Source organism: Paenibacillus sp. FSL P2-0121 (genome assembly GCF_037975345.1).
Taxonomy (GTDB): Bacteria; Bacillota; Bacilli; order Paenibacillales; family Paenibacillaceae; genus Paenibacillus_AQ; species Paenibacillus_AQ odorifer.
Window position 1 is genome coordinate 3601738 of record NZ_CP150245.1, and the last position, 16845, is coordinate 3618582.

The 16845-nt window shown below is 41.9% G+C and carries 12 protein-coding genes; 8 read left to right on the plus strand and 4 right to left on the minus strand.

The genetic code is table 11. The features are described from left to right. Window positions 1-3 precede the first annotated feature (3 nt). A complete protein-coding gene (locus MKY54_RS15940) occupies window positions 4-1500 on the minus strand; it encodes a glycoside hydrolase family 43 protein (RefSeq protein WP_339187024.1) in 1497 nt (498 codons plus the stop codon). Window positions 1501-1674: 174 nt separating this feature from the next. Here MKY54_RS15940 and MKY54_RS15945 point away from each other — a divergent pair, with 174 nt between their 5' ends. The 7 genes from MKY54_RS15945 to MKY54_RS15975 all read left to right on the plus strand — a co-directional run bounded on the left by MKY54_RS15945 (window position 1675) and on the right by MKY54_RS15975 (window position 12738). Beyond that, window positions 1675-2589 carry an ArsR family transcriptional regulator gene (locus MKY54_RS15945; protein WP_339187026.1) on the plus strand — a complete coding sequence of 305 codons (915 nt, stop codon included), beginning with the start codon at window positions 1675-1677 and terminating at the stop codon, window positions 2587-2589. 154 nt (window positions 2590-2743) lie between these two features. Beyond that, window positions 2744-3763, plus strand: coding sequence for a phosphotransferase (locus MKY54_RS15950; RefSeq protein WP_339187027.1), 1020 nt, complete (start codon window positions 2744-2746; stop codon window positions 3761-3763). Window positions 3764-3833: 70 nt separating this feature from the next. Then, a complete protein-coding gene (locus tag MKY54_RS15955; RefSeq protein WP_076184961.1) occupies window positions 3834-4757 on the plus strand; it encodes an aminoglycoside phosphotransferase family protein in 924 nt (307 codons plus the stop codon). Window positions 4758-4983: 226 nt separating this feature from the next. Next, entirely contained in the window at window positions 4984-7635 is a 2652-nt protein-coding gene (locus tag MKY54_RS15960) for a discoidin domain-containing protein (protein WP_339187029.1), read from the plus strand. A gap of 285 nt (window positions 7636-7920) precedes the next feature. Then, window positions 7921-10536: a phosphoenolpyruvate synthase gene (ppsA, locus tag MKY54_RS15965; protein WP_339187030.1), complete on the plus strand. Its 2616-nt coding sequence runs from the start codon at window positions 7921-7923 to the stop codon at window positions 10534-10536. Between the two features lie 92 nt (window positions 10537-10628). Next, entirely contained in the window at window positions 10629-11237 is a 609-nt protein-coding gene (locus tag MKY54_RS15970; RefSeq protein ID WP_339187032.1) for a TetR/AcrR family transcriptional regulator, read from the plus strand. 172 nt (window positions 11238-11409) lie between these two features. Then, window positions 11410-12738 carry an amidohydrolase family protein gene (locus tag MKY54_RS15975; RefSeq protein ID WP_339187034.1) on the plus strand — a complete coding sequence of 443 codons (1329 nt, stop codon included), beginning with the start codon at window positions 11410-11412 and terminating at the stop codon, window positions 12736-12738. Here MKY54_RS15975 and MKY54_RS15980 read toward each other — a convergent pair. The 3 genes from MKY54_RS15980 to MKY54_RS15990 form a co-directional block, all read right to left on the minus strand. Next, complete coding sequence (locus MKY54_RS15980; RefSeq protein WP_339191207.1) at window positions 12656-13321, minus strand: LysE family transporter; 666 nt, start codon at window positions 13319-13321, stop codon at window positions 12656-12658. The two genes, MKY54_RS15975 and MKY54_RS15980, sit on opposite strands and share 83 nt — an antisense overlap. Window positions 13322-13440: 119 nt before the next feature. Next, window positions 13441-13962, minus strand: a complete 522-nt coding sequence (locus tag MKY54_RS15985) for a DUF3231 family protein (protein WP_036677170.1) — start codon at window positions 13960-13962, stop codon at window positions 13441-13443. Between the two features lie 979 nt (window positions 13963-14941). Beyond that, the gene (locus MKY54_RS15990; protein WP_076316426.1) at window positions 14942-15490 is read right to left on the minus strand and encodes a TetR/AcrR family transcriptional regulator; all 549 of its coding nucleotides are present in this window, start codon (window positions 15488-15490) and stop codon (window positions 14942-14944) included. 182 nt (window positions 15491-15672) lie between these two features. Here MKY54_RS15990 and MKY54_RS15995 point away from each other — a divergent pair, with 182 nt between their 5' ends. Continuing rightward, the gene (locus tag MKY54_RS15995) at window positions 15673-16674 is read left to right on the plus strand and encodes an NADP-dependent oxidoreductase (RefSeq protein WP_339187037.1); all 1002 of its coding nucleotides are present in this window, start codon (window positions 15673-15675) and stop codon (window positions 16672-16674) included. Window positions 16675-16845 lie beyond the last annotated feature (171 nt).

A 16845-nucleotide genomic window follows, 5' to 3' on the forward strand; every position in this document is an offset into this window, starting at 1 on the left:
GGTTTAAGAATAAAGGCAGCTAAAGTTTGTGAATATCGCATTATAATCTTGATCTTCTCCAGTGGCGTACAAACCAATAAGCACACCTGTGAATCCTCCGGCTATTTCAGAGGATAGATATTTGGTTTGCGCAGCTCCGAGTAAGATCTCAGTACCGTCTACCTGGATATAAAAGTGATAATGCGTTGGACTGCTTTTGACAACTAATGAAGCATGGTTGCACTGACCTATATTTTTTGTTTTTTCAATGGATTTGATATCTCCGATATTCAGCCGTTCGATAATCTCATAACCCTCTGGATGTTTACGCAAGGCCAAGTCATAATGGTGATTTTCGTCCATGTAAAGTGTAATTCCGGCTTCACCATTCGTAAGGCTGACTTGGCAGGAAATAATTGCGTTAAAATCTTTTTGACGTATACCAATAAATGTCGGAGTAGCCGGGATATCTAACGTAACTGCTGTTCCTTTAAGCTTTATTTTATCAGCTTCTAACCGATAATTTTCTGTAACCGGGTGACGCAGGTAACACCAGTCCAAATTCCAATCTGTATTCTCGAACGTAAAGACTCTTTTCTCCTGCTGAATGACTGTGTCCGCAATACGATCAGTCTCGAAACTTATAAGTGTGGTACCTTCCTGACCTGCTGTAAACCATCCATCCTCGCCAAAGGTAATCGGAGTTAGAAAAACCTCGCGCCCCAAATGGTGATAGGTAAGATACTGGCCAGTCTGCCGGAATCCGAGATGTAACAGCCACCACTCCCCCTCATGGTCTTGTACCAAATCTCCATGTCCAACTCCCTGAAGCTCGTAACCGCCTAAATTTCGATTAGTCAATACGGGGTTATGCGGGTAGGCTTTGAATGGACCAGTAGGAGAATTGCCTCTTGCATAAGTAACCATATGCCCATATTCGGTTCCACCCTCAGCAGCTAGTAGATAGTATTGTCCATTAATTTTGTATAAATGAGGACTCTCCAAATAACGCCCACCGGATCCTTGCCAGATTGAACGGCTTGGCGACAGCTTCTGCCCAGTTTCAATTTCAATTTCACATTGGACTATACCATTAACTCCGTAATCGTCTGTCCCATTACTCATGAAATACGTTTTGCCGTCTTCAAAATACAAATCCGGATCAATACCGCCTTGATCTACATTAATCGGATCAGACCATTCGCCGTAAATATTGTCAGTCCAGACATAGAAGTTCTGGCGCAGAGTGTCATTAGTGGTCGTCATGTAGAATCGTCCATTATTGTACCGCAGGGTGGGGGCGAATACACCACCGGAGCTATCCACAGTATCCAGTTGAATCTGGTTCTTTCGGGTTAAGCAATGACCGATTTGGGTCCAATTAATTAAATCTTTGCTTTCAAAAATCGGAACACCGGGAAAATACTGAAAGGAACTGCAGACCAAATAATAAGTGTCTTCAACTTTACATGCGCTGGGATCAGGATAAAACCCTTTGATGACCGGGTTATTGTATTTCATTTCTCCACCTCATTAATTAATTCATATAAATAAGAATTCAATATATTTAACTACTAAGAAAATTAAACACTATTGCTTATAGGTTTTCAATGAATCGGGGTTGAAGATATACGTTATATTTATTAAATTAATATATATGTAATTTCAATAAGCACAGGTCAGGTGATTATGATGATGATCAAAGCAAACGGCGAAGCAAAATTCATGTCGTTGTATGAAGCGCTGGCAAGCGAAGTCAGATGGAGGATTATGAGCCTCATTGCAGATAATGAAATGAATGTGAAGGAGATCGCGGCTAAGTTAGAGCTTAGCCCTTCCATAGTTACTATGCATATCCGAAAGCTCGAACAAGCTGGACTTACAGGAAGCCACAGGGTACGCCTAAACGGAGGAACGCACAAAATGTGTTTCCTTAAACAAAAAAGAGTTGAAATCGAACTCCCCACTGCCACTCAAACTCCGAGGATCAGAGAGCAGACCATTTCAGTCGGTCATTATACCTCGTTTGATGTCCATCCTACATGTGGTCTTGGGACACAAGAGAAAGAGATTGGGGTTTGGGACGATCCCCGCTATTTTCTCGATCCCGAGCGGGTCAACGCCGGCATTTTGTGGTTTGGGAGAGGTTACGTAGAGTACAAAACGCCTAACTACTTACTTCCCGGTCAAATGCCCGAGGCCATCGAGATTTCAATGGAAATTGCTTCTGAAGCGCCAGGCTTGAAAGATCATTGGCCTTCGGATATTGAGTTCTTTTTTAACGGTGTGAAGCTTGGAACTTGGACCAGTCCGGCAGACTTTGGAAGAGCGGCACGAGGCATATATACTCCGGATTGGTGGCATCGGAATGTAAATCAATACGGGTTATTGAAGACGCTCCGCATTGACACTTCGGGCACATTTATTGATGAAGAAAGGATGTCGGACATTACTGTCGCAGATATTTTGCTACGGGAACAATTCTGGACGCTTCGGTTCGCAGTTGACGAGAAGGCTGTTAATGTTGGTGGTTTGACACTTTATGGGGCTGGATTCGGTAACCATGACCAAGATATTTTAATTCGTGTGTACCTAGGAACGATGACCTAATGAAGCAGGATAGTTCAGTTATAGTTGTTTTCTCCATCCAGTTTATCAGCTGGAACTGGTAAACTATCCATATATTGAAGAAGTTGAGAGGAGAGATATTCTGAATTATAACGAGGTTATTAAAATCGCTGATACACACTTACTTCCATTAGTGATGGAATTGTACGGATTGGAAGGTTATGAAATCAGGCTTATCAATGCACATGAAGGAGGACGGAATGTCGCATATAACTGTTCTAAAGCTGATTCTGAAGCAAAAATAATCAGAATTGCCTTCTTAAGTGACAGAAGCCGAGAAGATATTTTGGGTGAAGTGGAATATATCAGGTATTTGTACGAGCATGGCGGCAGTGTTTCGAATGTGGTCAACTCCCAGAAGGGGAATCTGCTGGAAACGATAACTCTTAATAATCATACCTTTTTTGTCTGCTTGTTTGAAAAGGCCAAGGGGGGGATGCTCGCGGAAAATAATTATCAGTATCGGGAAGGCGTTCCTATTACGGAATACTATTATAACTGTGGCAAAGTTCTTGGGAAAATGCATCAATTGTCGAAGGGTTATACACCTGTCCATTCCCGGTATGATTTTTTTGATAAATACAATGCCGATTATATAGATAAGCTAATACCTAACTCGTTATCTCTTTTGAAGGAGAAACTGGTAGATCTCTTAACAACCTTAGAAGGGATGGACAGGAATCACGAGTCTTTTGGGATGGTTCATTTTGATTACTGCGATGGGAATTATATGATCGATTTTGATACAGGGCAAATAACTGTTTTTGATTTCGATAACTCCTGCTTTTGTTGGTATATGTATGACCTGGCAAATCTCTGGACACTTGGAGTGGGCTGGATACAATTTGAACAAGACACTGATAAACGCAAAAAGTTTATGGATGATTATTTTAAAACAGTCCTTGATGGCTACAGATCCGAGACCAGGATCGAAGATTCGATGTTAGACACATTGCCATTATTTATCCAAGTAACCCTCATGGAAAACATCGTTGATGCATTCGAGGTAATGCGGAACAATGGTGAAGACCCGGAATGCGATGAAGAGCTGTCATATCGTATAAAATGTCTAGAAGACGATATCCCATATGTAGGATTTTTCCATGAAATTTACTCATGTGATGAACCCTTTGAGTATGAGGAACGAGATATTTAGGATGAGGGTGTTTTTGATATGCTGCGGATAAATTCATAGTAGACTCAAATAAGCAGGAGTTGGAGTAAAAATGGCTTACGAAAAACCGGAATTGACCATGAGTGAAATTGAAAAAGTACTGTGGAATCATCTTGGACAGGGAGCGGCTGAGATTACACCGTTGTCTGGCGGCAATATAAGCAACGTGTTTTCTTTTATTTTAGAAGGAAAAGACTATGTTGTGAAATTCAGCGATTTGGAACGAGCATATGAGACCGAACAATTTGTATCTAATTTGCTACTCGACCAAGGTATCCCTTTCCCAAAATGTTTGGGGTTAGGGAGGACTAATCAGTTAACCTATTTGATCATGGAGCGAATGGAAGGTCGCAATCTATCCGATTGTACAGCAGAGGAACAAACCCGTCTGATGCCAGAAATTATCGGCATTTTAACAAGAATGGCCGAAGCGGATATTGGGGGAACTAACGGTTATGGTTGGATCGGACCTGACGGCAATGGTTCCTATTCATCTTGGAAAGACTTCGTCATTGCCGTAAATGCGGAAGATCAGACGGGGACATTCTGGGAGAATTGGCATGAACTCTTCCGCACGTCTTGCTTGGAAAGAGACGTATACGAAGAAATCTATAGTCGTTTGATGACCTATGTACCCTATAATGAATCTAATAGAAGCTTTATACACGGAGATTTTCAACAGTGGAATATGTTGTCCAACGGAACACGGATAACCGGCATTATTGATGGAAATTGCATGTATGGCGATTCTCTCATAGACCTTGCGGTTCTCGACAAGCATATGCCTTGGTGTGATGTCATTAACACATATCAAAATTATCAAAAGAAAGCTAGAATAGTGACCCCGAATTTTGAGGAGCGGCTAATCGGTGCCTATTATTTTAAGGGACTCGATGGACTTCGATTCTATGCTAAGATGGGCTGGACAGAGGCTTATCAGGACACACGGCATTTTCTTTTAAACCTAAAAGCGTAATAACTGACGCTATACCTTATCATAAACATTTAATAGCCGCATAATTGCGGCTTTTTGTATATAAATATCAAATTTCTAGGAGCAAATTCCCCACTGGGATTATAGCCTAGGCTGACAACCTGTAATAAATGCACCTGAACTTGCCATTAATCCACTATCTATAGCTTTGTCCAACTTGATAAAATGTAAGCGCAATCATTTAATCAATCGATTGGAGGAGTATGGCATGAAAAAGATTGGGGCAGGTTTTATATTCTTACTTGTGATGTGCGCAGCCTTATCCACAACTGCGTTCGCGAAACAGCCTTATTCATCCTATTGGTTTCCGGAGCAATTGCTTCAGTGGAGTCCGGCATCCGACCCGGATGCCGCATTTAACCGGAGCACAGTCCCGCTGCAGGACCGTTTTGTAGCAGATGGAGTCAACGCTCATGCAACCAAAGCGCCAAAAGTCATGGCTTTATCAGCACTGAACCCGGGAACAAGCGGAGTTCCATCGCAGGGTTCAAGCAAATTCGAAGCTAACACATTTACCTATTGGCAATATGTTGACAAGCTGGTCTATTGGGGTGGTTCCGCGGGCGAAGGGATCATCGTACCTCCAAGCGCTGATACGATCGACGCGGCTCATAAAAATGGCGTGCCGATCATCGGAACGGTGTTCTTTCCACCAACCGTATATGGCGGGAAGTATGAATGGGTCAAGCAGATGCTTCAGCAGAATAGTGACGGCTCCTTTCCTGCTGCTGACAAGTTGATCCAGGTTGCGAGCCATTACGGATTTGACGGCTGGTTTATTAACCAGGAGACTGAGGGCGGAACGCCGGCCGACGCACAGCAAATGAAAGCTTTCCTAAGTTATCTGGAATCACACAAGTCAAATTCTATGCACATCGTATGGTATGATTCCATGACCAATGAGGGCAGTATCAGTTGGCAAAATGCACTTAACGACAAGAATGCGATGTTCCTGCAAGACAATAAAAAGCAAATTACAGACAATATGTTCCTGAACTTTTGGTGGAAGGATCTTAAAAGCTCGGCAGAGAAGGCTAGAAGCTTGGGCAGAAGTCCATATGACTTGTATGCAGGCATCGATGTCGAAGCCAAGGGTTACGATACAAAGGTGAACTGGAATCTGTTGTTTCCGGATAAAGATCCTGCCGTTACTTCCCTTGGTATTTACCGCCCCGATTGGGCTTTTAACAGCGCAGAGAGTATGGAAGATTTCTTCGTACGCGAGAATAAATTCTGGGTGGGTCCAAACGGGAATCCGAGTAACACCTCGAGTGATCAAGCCTGGAAAGGTATCGCTAACGATGTGATCGAATCATCACCAATCAATGAGCTGCCTTTCACCACCAACTTCAACACGGGAAGCGGACAGAAATATTTTGTAAGAGGGAAGCAGGTGCGGGATAAAGGCTGGAACAACCGGAGTCTGCAGGATATTCTTCCCTCCTGGCGCTGGATTGCAGACAGCAAAGGTACCCCGCTTTCACCAGTGCTCGATTGGTCCGATGCCTATTACGGCGGCAGTTCGTTGAAGGTATCAGGCGTGCTGAACCCTAACAATGCGACACATTTGAAGCTCTACAAGACCGACCTTAAGATCGAAGCAAGCACAAAGCTGTCTATTACGTACAAAACACAAAATAAGCCAAGCCTGAAGGTTGGTCTTGCATTCGCAGATCAGCCCGATCAAAATATCTTCCTTAATGTGAAGGATAAGACATCGCCAGACTGGACAACTGAAACATTGAATTTGACCCCATACAAAGGGAAACGGATCGTAGCGTTGTCACTGTATTTTGATTCTAAGAATGAGGTTAATAATTACAACATTCAAATTGGCCAGCTCTCCATTCAAAATGCTAATGACCCGATCAAACCACTACCCGCGGTTCGCGATCTTAAGGTCACTCAAACTGATTTTCGCAATGGTATTTATGGAGATGCCAGATTACAGTGGAAACAGCTTGACCAACAGGTCAAGCAATACGAAATCTATCGAGTGCTTCCAGATGGCAGTGAGATGTTCATAGGTGCAACACCAAATCATGTGTTTTACGTTCCTGAGATGCGAAGAATAGACAAAGAAACTATCACAGTATTGAAGGTTGTTGCCGTCAATGGAAGATACGAGCAAGGTCAATCCTCTAGCGTGAAGATCAGCTGGCCGGATTATCCAAAGCCGACTGCGGAGTTCAAAACTGATCAAACCCTAGTCGCTCCAGGCGAGAGCGTAAACTTCACCGACCTGTCGACTGAAGTGACAGAAGGATGGTCATGGACCTTCGAAAGCGGAAGCCCCGCGGTCAGCACATCAAAGAACCCAGTTGTGACGTTCGCTCAGGAAGGCGTTTATAGTGTGACGCTGACTGCAACTAACAGCTCGGGCCAAGACACAATTACGAAAAAAGAGCTCATCACAGTGAGTAAGGAAGCTGGAGCAGTGAAAAATCTGGCACTTGGTAAAACTGCAACAGCCGATCATGCCTGCGGGGAAAAGGAAGGTGCACCTAACGCCGTAGATGGTAAAGTGACGGATAACAGTAAATGGTGCGCAATTGGTAATCTGCCCCATTGGCTTCAGGTCGACCTCGGCGCCGAACATCAACTCAGCGCTTTTGTTATCAAGCATGCCGAGAGCGGAGGAGAGTGGTCCGGTTTTAATACCTGTGATTATACGATTCAGGTCAGCAGTGACGGAACGAACTGGACGGATGTCGTCAACGTCCAAGGAAACTCGGCTGCCGAGTCGACTGATTCAATTGCGTTAGTAAAAGCCCGCTATGTAAAATTATTGATTCTCAAACCTACGCAGGGAGCCGATACGGCAGCGCGGATCTATGAGTTTGAAGTGAAGGGATTATAATATACCCTATTACGTCATTCTAATATTAAAGCAAATAAACCGTAGGCCACTTGAGGGGCTACGGTTTATTTGCTTTAACACTAATGATAGCTGAAATCAAAAAAAGAACCTGATTTATCTCATCAGATTCTTATATATTGCATATGAAAAGACACGATGATATAATCAACTCACGACTGAAATTCTATAGTTAGGCATAATAATTGCATCTTATATATTTATATTATCATACCGTTAAATTCTTGTCAATTTTTTTCTCAATTTAATAGTTAGGAGCGATAATAAATGCGTTCTTTAGTTCTCGGTTTTCAGGAAGTGGACAATACACAGCTTTTGCTCGTTGGCGGAAAAGGGTTAAATTTAGGGAAACTATCACAAATAGAAGGAATACAAGTACCAGAAGGATTCTGTATTACAACAGTAGGATATCACCAAGCCCTCGAACAGAACCAAACGTATCATGCTTTGTTGGATCAACTAACTATGCTAAAAGTAGAAGATCGGGATCAAATCGGTGAAATCAGTAAGAAGATTCGGCAAATCATTGTGGAAGCAGAAATTCCTTTCGATGTTGTGAAGGCAGTTTCTCACTATCTCACCCAGCTGGGTGATGAACATGCTTATGCAGTGCGTTCTAGTGCCACCGCTGAAGATTTACCACATGCCTCTTTTGCAGGTCAACAAGATACCTATTTAAATATCATCGGCATAGAAGCAATCCTTCAGCATATCAGCAAATGTTGGGCTTCTCTATTTACGGATCGTGCCGTAATCTACCGTATGCAAAATGGATTTGACCACAGTCAAGTTTATTCATCCGTTATCGTTCAAAGGATGGTTTTTCCACAGGCTTCAGGGATTTTATTTACCGCTGATCCGATTACTTCTAACCGAAAACTGCTATCCATCGATGCCAGTTTTGGACTTGGCGAAGCTCTGGTCTCTGGCTTGGTATCTGCCGATGGTTATAAAGTACAGCAAGAGAAAATTGTCGATAAGAGAATAGCAACCAAAAAATTGGCTATTTACGGACTAAAAGAAGGCGGAACAGAGACCCGGCAGATCGAACTCGATCAGCAAGAGACTCAAACACTTACTGAACAACAAATTTTACAATTAGCAAGGATAGGCAGACAGATTGAAGCTTATTTTGGTTGCCCACAAGATATCGAATGGTGTTTGGCCGAGGATACATTTTATATCGTCCAGAGTCGGCCGATCACGACTTTATTCCCCATCCCTGAAGCGAATGATCAAGAAAACCACGTTTATGTATCTGTTGGTCATCAACAAATGATGACAGATCCCATGAAACCGCTGGGATTGGCTTTTTACCTGTTAACGACTCCTGCACCTATGCGTACAGCTGGCGGAAGATTGTTTGTTGATGTCACATCAAGTCTTGCTTCACCTGGCAGCAGAGAAATGATCATAGAAGCCTTAGGTAAATCTGATCCCCTCATAAAAGACGCACTCATAACCATCGTAGAGCGAGAAGATTTTATAAAATTTTCGGCAGATAATGAAAAGGCTTCTACTCCGAGTAAGAGCAATACAAGCCTGCCACCTAGTGATTCTCAAGTAGAACTCGAAAATGATCCGACAATCGTTTCTGACCTCATTAAGAGCAACCAAGCCTCGATAGAAGAGTTGCAACAAATCATTCAAACCAAATCAGGGGCGGAGTTGTTTGATTTTATTCTGGAAGATATGCAGCAATTAAAGAAGATTCTATTCAACCCACAAAGTATGCGTGTGATTATGGCGGCTATGGATGCCTCAGCATGGATCAATGAAAAAATAAATGAGTGGTTAGGTGAAAAAAACGCAGCGGATACGCTTTCTCAATCTGTACAGGGCAATATTACTTCAGAAATGGGTCTGGCGCTACTCAATCTCGCTGATGTGATTCGGCCATATCCGGAAGTCATTGATTATTTACAGCAGGTTAAAGATGATAATTTCTTAAATGAACTGGTTAGTTTTGAGGGTGGGCAGGAAACCCAAGACGCTTTCTATGACTATCTCAGTAAATACGGAATGCGATGTACCGGAGAAATCGATCTTACAAGAACTCGTTGGAGCGAAAAACCAACTACACTTGTCCCCATGATTCTCAGTAATATCAAAAACTTTAAACCTAATGCTGGCCATCGGAAATTTGAGCAAGGTCGACAGGAAGCTTTGAAAAAAGAACAAGAGCTATTAGATCGATTGAAGCAATTACCCGATGGTGAACAAAAAGCGAATGAAACAAAACGAATGATTGATCTCATCCGGAATTTCAGCGGGTATAGGGAATACCCCAAATACGGTATGGTTAATCGCTACTTCGTTTATAAACAAGCTTTACTGAAAGAAGCTGAACAACTAATACAAGCGGGAGTTATTCCTGAAAAAGAAGATATATACTATCTCACTTTTGGAGAACTATGCGAAGTTGTAAGCACAAATAAATTGGATTACCAGATCATCAGCAAACGCAAAGAAGAGTACAAATTATTTGAAAAACTAACTCCACCACGTGTTATTACGTCTGAAGGTGAAATCATTGCGGGTAAGTATAAACGAGAAAACCTCCCAACTGAAGCTATTGTAGGTTTAGCGGTTTCTGCCGGTGTTATAGAGGGACGTGCGCGTGTCATCTTAAACATGGAGGATGCTGATCTGGAAAACGGAGATATATTAGTTACCTTATTTACTGACCCTAGCTGGACTCCATTGTTTGTATCTGTAAAAGGCCTAGTTACTGAAGTTGGTGGACTCATGACCCATGGGGCAGTTATTGCGCGTGAATATGGCTTGCCAGCAGTTGTCGGCGTGGAGAATGCTACCAAATTGATAAAAGACGGGCAACGAATTCGTGTGCATGGAACAGAAGGCTATATCGAGATATTGTAATGGCTGAATCACGAATGTGGTTTGACAAATTCAATCTTTTGAATTATTTTTAATAGTGAATTATCAGTTCATTATTAAAGGTGAGGGGCAATATGCAGTCAAAAAAAGATGAAGTAAAACAGGAAATTGAATCCGCCGCTTTAAAGGTATTTTTCCAAAAAGGCTTCTCTGATGCCAAAATGAATGATATTGCCGATGAAATTCAAATTTCTGTTGGAAATATTTATACTTATTTTAAAAATAAAAAAGAGTTGTTCTATTCGGTTGTTCCGCCGTCTTTAGTGGACTATTTGAAGAATGTGTTAGTGGAAAATATTCGCATCGATAACCAGACTTTTTTTGATGATGTTAATAATGAGAAAAAATCAGCTATCGTTCAAGAGCAAATAACTATATTAACCCAATACAGCAGGCAGATTGTCATTATTTTTGAAAAGAATAAAGGGACCGTATATAGCAATGCCAAAAACGAGCTGATCGATCTGATGATCGAAACTAAAAGACCCTATGTTAAGGATCATTATAAAAGATACGAAATCGGAACCGAAGAAAATATGATTCTGCTGAAGATCATCGCGAACAATGTCATCAATATGATCCTGGATTTATTAAAGCACGAGATGAGCACCGATAGCCGGAAACGGATTTTTGAGGCATTAAGCTTATACTGGCTGCATGGACTAAAAAGCTTAAACGAATAACGTCAATGCGCCGAATTAAGGTTTGGGGTGGAACTGGCGCACAACACTGCAATGAGGGACAACCAAGTGGATATGCACATTTAGCATCTACGAGGGTCCCTATTTTTTTAATCCAATAATGAATATTTAATTCATTATTGGACGGTGTAATCATGAAACGGGGGAAGCTACGATGAAGATAGGTTATGCATTTAAGGACTGCAATGTTATTTATGGAGATGCAATAAAAGGCACGGATACCCATATGACTATTTTGATTCAGGAAAACGGATTGATTCAAGAGATCGGGAAAGCAAGCGCTGTAACTGTTCCGACCCATTACCAAACGATCGATTGTTCGGGGAAATATGTGATGCCCGGTCTCATCAACGCGCATGTTCATCTTTTTGCCGATGGGAAGCCATTTACGCTATCTGCCAGTGAAGGGCTGCTGAATTTTGCGTTTCATCATATTTTGGATACGAGACTGGGCAGAAACGTATTGAAGAAACGGATGAAAAAAAATGCCCTAACCGCATTACATTCCGGAGTAACAACGATGCGTAGCGTAGGTGAATTTTTTTATACTGATGTTCTTTTGAGGGATGAGATTAAGGCAAATCAATTTATTGGACCTAATCTTTTGGTATCCGGGTATTTCCTGAGCGTAACGGATGGCCACGGTGCACCATATTTGGCTTTGGTCGGTGATTCACCATGGGAAGGGAGAAGAAATGTAAGAATCAATGTAAAAAACGGAGTGGACCTAATCAAAATATGTGTAACTGGCGGGGTTACCGATGCCAAAAGGGTCGGAGAAGCAGGCCGCTTGCAAATGACGGAAGAAGAGGTGGCTGCGATTTGCGAGGAAGCTCATAAAATTGGGATGCGTGTGGCGGCACATGCAGAAAGTACCGAAGGTGTAAGAGTTGCGTTAAAGGGTGGGGTAGATACTATTGAACACGGCGCGGAGATGGATGAGGAAATGATCAGGCTGTACAAAAATAATCCCAGAGCCTTAAAGGGCTACACCGCTGTGATCCCTACTTTACAAGCAGCTTATCCCAGTGCGAAATTAGATCCGAGCCTGACAAAGTTGAATACAACCGTTAAGGAAAATGCCCGGCTTGTGTATGACTCAATGTTAAAAGGGCTACAGCAGGCTATAGAACATGATATCAAAATTGGTGTGGGCACGGATGCCGCTATGTCCTATGTAACCCACTATGATCTTTGGCGTGAGCTTGATCATTTCATGCGACAAACAAAGCTGAACGCAAGTCAGGTTATTGAACTAGTAACCAAATCAAATGCAGAGATTTTGGGAATCGATCACCTGACAGGTTCTATAGATGTTGGCAAATATGCGGATTTAATCATGATGGAGCAAAACCCATTGGAGAACATAAAAGCTTTGTCGAATGTAGCTATGGTTATGGTCAGAGGGAATTTAATACAAACACCCTCTGTGAACAGAATTCAAGCAGTGGACGAGCTGCTGGATACGGTTTGGAGTATTTAGGAGTGAGATGAATGATTGTAGAAGCACGTTTGGGTATCCTAGCTATTCTTAAAAGAACAGCGCCCCGAAAGAGGCTGGAGGCGGCAGCCATGGCTACATCCCAGAGTGAAATCCCGAGGACGATCGCTCCACTGTAGATCAATAACTGCTGAATTGGATACTCGCTAACCACCTTAGCTAATATTGAGCCGTATATACCCAGCCAAAAAAGGATGGAGAGGGGATTAAACAAGGACATCAGAAATCCCGAAAGATAAGATTTGGACAGTGAGACATCGTTTCCCCTCATCTCGATCCCTGAAATTTCTCTTGTATTTTTAATGCTGTCTACACCTGAATAGACGAGGACAAAGAATCCGAACAACCATAAAAACACTTTAACAAACGGAGCATCCAGCAGATGAATGAGGCCAAAATAAACAAGCAGCATATAGATGATATCGGCACTAACCGCCCCTAAACCAACTATCCAGGCAGGCATAAATCCTCCGCGGAGTCCCTTGTCCAGCTGTGCTGCATTAATGGGTCCGAGAGGTGCCGAGAGGGATAATCCTAGAATCATATAACCTATAAATACGTTAATGTTGTCCTCCTCCTTAATATAGATAACATATTCTAATAAAGGTAGTAGTAGGACAAGCAAAAGAAGGCCCGCGGATGATTGCAGGCCTTCTTTTATAAGAAGCTGAAGAGTGAGTAGGATTACGCCTTAACGGATTCAGGTCGTTTGACAAGAAGAGGTGGAGGAATCAACCAGCCTTTTTTCTTAGTCAAATGTAGAATTTTAAGGCCGATGGCTGCTTTGGTAAGGTGATATTTAGCAAACAAAGCCCCTATATCTTCTCTGATCGATTGTCCCATTGCCTGACTACATGCCACAAGTCCAACAGCATTATCAGCTGCAAGTTTGGCAGCAATTTCAGGATCTGTGAAACGTGCCCCTACAGGAATATCTTCAAGCTTGGCATCGGGCCGATTTGGCATTACTGGTGCAGATGCAATACCTTGCTCTGAGAGCAGTGTATCACACTCACTGATTTCAAGCTCCGCTTGATCAATTAAAGCTCCTAATATTTTTTTCAGGTCATTGTCACCAGCGTGATACATATAAGCTCTGTAACAAGAGAGTGCTCCCTTTGCTACCATAGAGGCTTGCCAAACCGTAAAAATCTCTCCATAATGCATCGGTTCTTCTTTGGGGTTACCGCCTAGAATCCCTGTCATAAACAGTCTCCTTTATTGTTGAATTTGAACAAACATTAGCATGCCCACAAAAACACGGAAATTGCAGCTTTTCACATAAAATTGGTATGTCAATTTGAGGCGTCGTCATTCGTGCAAGTTTAAGGATAAATGTGAAAATAAGGAACGATAAAATTGAACACGAGTTGTGGAGGAATCAAATGTTTTTCAACGTGATGATTGGAAGTATAAATGCCTTTTGCATTCAATGAAGTTGCTTATCACTGGAGATGGTGGAGTGTATCTCCAACCGAGGCAGGGATTGATGGGGAGTCATTGAGACTTCCAACACCTTTGGTAAGTACTCAGCTAATCAAACAAAAGATAACCTGTATGCAAGGAATATTAATGCAACGGGTAATCATAATTCAACAGCGGTAGAACCGAGCGCAGGCAGTCGGGGATGAGTATCGAGAATAGGAGGTGGTTGGTCTCTTAGAGTTGCTTGGACTTACAAGCTTGCGGAATAGAAGCCGAGAAAAAAAGCTAAACTTTTTAGAGCTAAAGGGAACTGTAGGGGGAATGGACACTCTATGGTTCGAGATTCGGCAATTACGATCAGGATATTGTAATCCGCTTGCACTTTAACGATATTTATTAATTCGATAATCCGCTGAATGAAAATAAGGAATAAAAAAGAGATCTGTCTTATTACAACAGACCTCTTTTTATAAGTTGTAATCTTAGAAGAACCAATAAAGGATTACGCCGTGCGGCGCATATCTAGCACCAGCCACAGGTTCCAGAGTCGTCCGTAACCCGCACATGTTGGCATGCTCAGTGAGGAGTTCCGCGTATTCCACCGAAGCAGGACTTCGCAATGATAATTTTACTCCGAGTTTACGAAAATTGGCGGAACCGGACAAAAGTGGGAGAACAACTACAGTACTTCAGAAGACAGAAGCTTCTGGACCATGTTTATGATTGAAGAATAATTTTTTTAAAACTAAGGGATTTGAATTCAAAGACCCTTATTAATTAAACTCCAGATGCGTTCAAACCTGTCTTGGTAGTCAGGTAAATTCCAGGATTCTTTGAAGGATGGGAGGCTAAATACTGCAAACGCAGAGAGAATCGCCTCAGCCCGTTCCAAGTGGGGATCGTGATAGTCCATGAGGCCGTCAATGATTTGGTAGGAATCCCAGAGAACATTGCGTAATACCAGTGGATTGCTATCCACGTATTGAGTATTCAAGGCAAACATCTTGGGATTCTCGTTATAAGCGCGTTTTTTTGCGTTAACAAATGCCCATAGCCAATCGTGAAGCAATTCTTGCGGTTTAGTTAAATTAGTCATATCTAATTTAATTTGTTCTGAAATCATCCGGTTGAACCAGCTCTTAGATACGGCTGCCCAGAGCTCTTGCTTATTTTTAAAGTGCTTATAGAGCGCTGCATGGGTGATACTTAATTCATCCGCAATTTGTGAGAGTGTCACTTCGGATTTTTCCGTGCGTTTAATTAATGCCTCAGCTGTTTCAATAACAAGCTCTTGAGTGATTTTAGCCACCGACTGTCAACCCTTCTTTCTTCAATAAATTCCTTTTTGTCGTTTATACACTTGCGAGTATTTTAACATATGAAATATCCAGTAACAATTGTTGACTTTTGTAACTTATAGTTTTATGCTTGTTGTGTGAGTTACAAAAATAAATAAATGTTACTTTTTTAACGCATAGGAGGTCATTTATCATGAAAGCAGCACAGATCACCAAATATTCAAAAAAGTTCATAGTAAAAGTGAACGATATTCCAATCCCAGAAATAAGTGATAACGAAGTCTTGGTCCAGGTGAAAGCAGCAGCAGTTAATCATTTGGAATTGCTCATTAGTACCGGAAGTGTAAAGCTGATTCAGGATTATGAATTCCCATTAGTACTTGGTAACGAGCTGACGGGTGTTATTGAAAAAGTGGGTAAGAAGGTGCAAGGTTTCAAAGTTGGCGATGCAATTTATTCACGTCTGCCACTACAAAAAATCGGTGCCTTTGCGGAATACGCGGCAATTAATGCAGATGCCATCGGGTACCTACCTGCCAACCTGAATTTTGTGACTGGTGCTGCTGCGCCATTAACAGGATTAACAGCTTATCAAGGATTAAATGAAGAATTAGATGCTAAAGCAGGCGAAATCGTGTTTATCCCTGGAGGGTCTGGTTCATTTGGCCAAATGGCCATTCCTATCGCCAAAAGCATGGGGCTCAAGGTCATCATCAGTGGAAATCCAGGAGCACGTGAACGGACAATGGCCGCTGGTGCAGACCAATATATTGATTATACGACTACGAACTATTGGGAACAGCTTAGTGATGTTGATTATGTGATGGATACCTTAGGACCCAGCGAATTTGATCATGAGCTTTCAATTATTAAAGCAGGAGGCCGCCTTCTTTCTCTGCGGACCGGTCCTAACAAACGTTTTGCAGAAGATCTGGGCTTCTCTGGCTGGAAACAAAAGCTCTTCACCATCGCCGGGGCTAAGTATGATCATAAAGCGAAGAAAAAGAAGATTCAATATCATTTCATTTTTGTTCGCAGTGATGGCGAACAATTAAAGAAAATTACGAAGATTATTGAAGATAATGGGATTGTACCAGCAGTGGACCCTACAGAATTCCATATAGAAGATATTAACGAAGCACTGAATTTTGTTGCTGAAGGTCATCCTAAAGGGAAAGTTATTATCAGATTTTAAGGAGGGGGCTCAATTGTTGTCAAAAAATTCTTTACTGATCATTCTAGAATTGATATACTGATGCAAATTAGAGTTAATAGTGTAGTTTTTTTACCTTAACTAGAATGATCGTTCTTGAATATTTTGAAGAAATTTATTAAGGGAGGGATGAATGAGATACAAGTTTAATCG

Excerpts from the sequence above, each read along its gene's own strand:
- MKY54_RS15970 (WP_339187032.1), top strand. The coding sequence starts at position 10,629 with ATGCAGTCAAAAAAAGATGAAGTAAAACAGGAAATTGAATCCGCCGCT.
- MKY54_RS15950 (WP_339187027.1), top strand. The coding sequence starts at position 2,744 with ATGGAATTGTACGGATTGGAAGGTTATGAAATCAGGCTTATCAATGCA.
- MKY54_RS15975 (WP_339187034.1), top strand. The coding sequence starts at position 11,410 with ATGAAGATAGGTTATGCATTTAAGGACTGCAATGTTATTTATGGAGAT.
- MKY54_RS15995 (WP_339187037.1), top strand. The coding sequence starts at position 15,673 with ATGAAAGCAGCACAGATCACCAAATATTCAAAAAAGTTCATAGTAAAA.
- MKY54_RS15945 (WP_339187026.1), top strand. The coding sequence starts at position 1,675 with ATGATCAAAGCAAACGGCGAAGCAAAATTCATGTCGTTGTATGAAGCG.
- MKY54_RS15940 (WP_339187024.1), bottom strand. The coding sequence starts at position 1,500 with ATGAAATACAATAACCCGGTCATCAAAGGGTTTTATCCTGATCCCAGC.
- MKY54_RS15960 (WP_339187029.1), top strand. The coding sequence starts at position 4,984 with ATGAAAAAGATTGGGGCAGGTTTTATATTCTTACTTGTGATGTGCGCA.
- MKY54_RS15985 (WP_036677170.1), bottom strand. The coding sequence starts at position 13,962 with ATGACAGGGATTCTAGGCGGTAACCCCAAAGAAGAACCGATGCATTAT.
- ppsA (WP_339187030.1), top strand. The coding sequence starts at position 7,921 with ATGCGTTCTTTAGTTCTCGGTTTTCAGGAAGTGGACAATACACAGCTT.
- MKY54_RS15955 (WP_076184961.1), top strand. The coding sequence starts at position 3,834 with ATGGCTTACGAAAAACCGGAATTGACCATGAGTGAAATTGAAAAAGTA.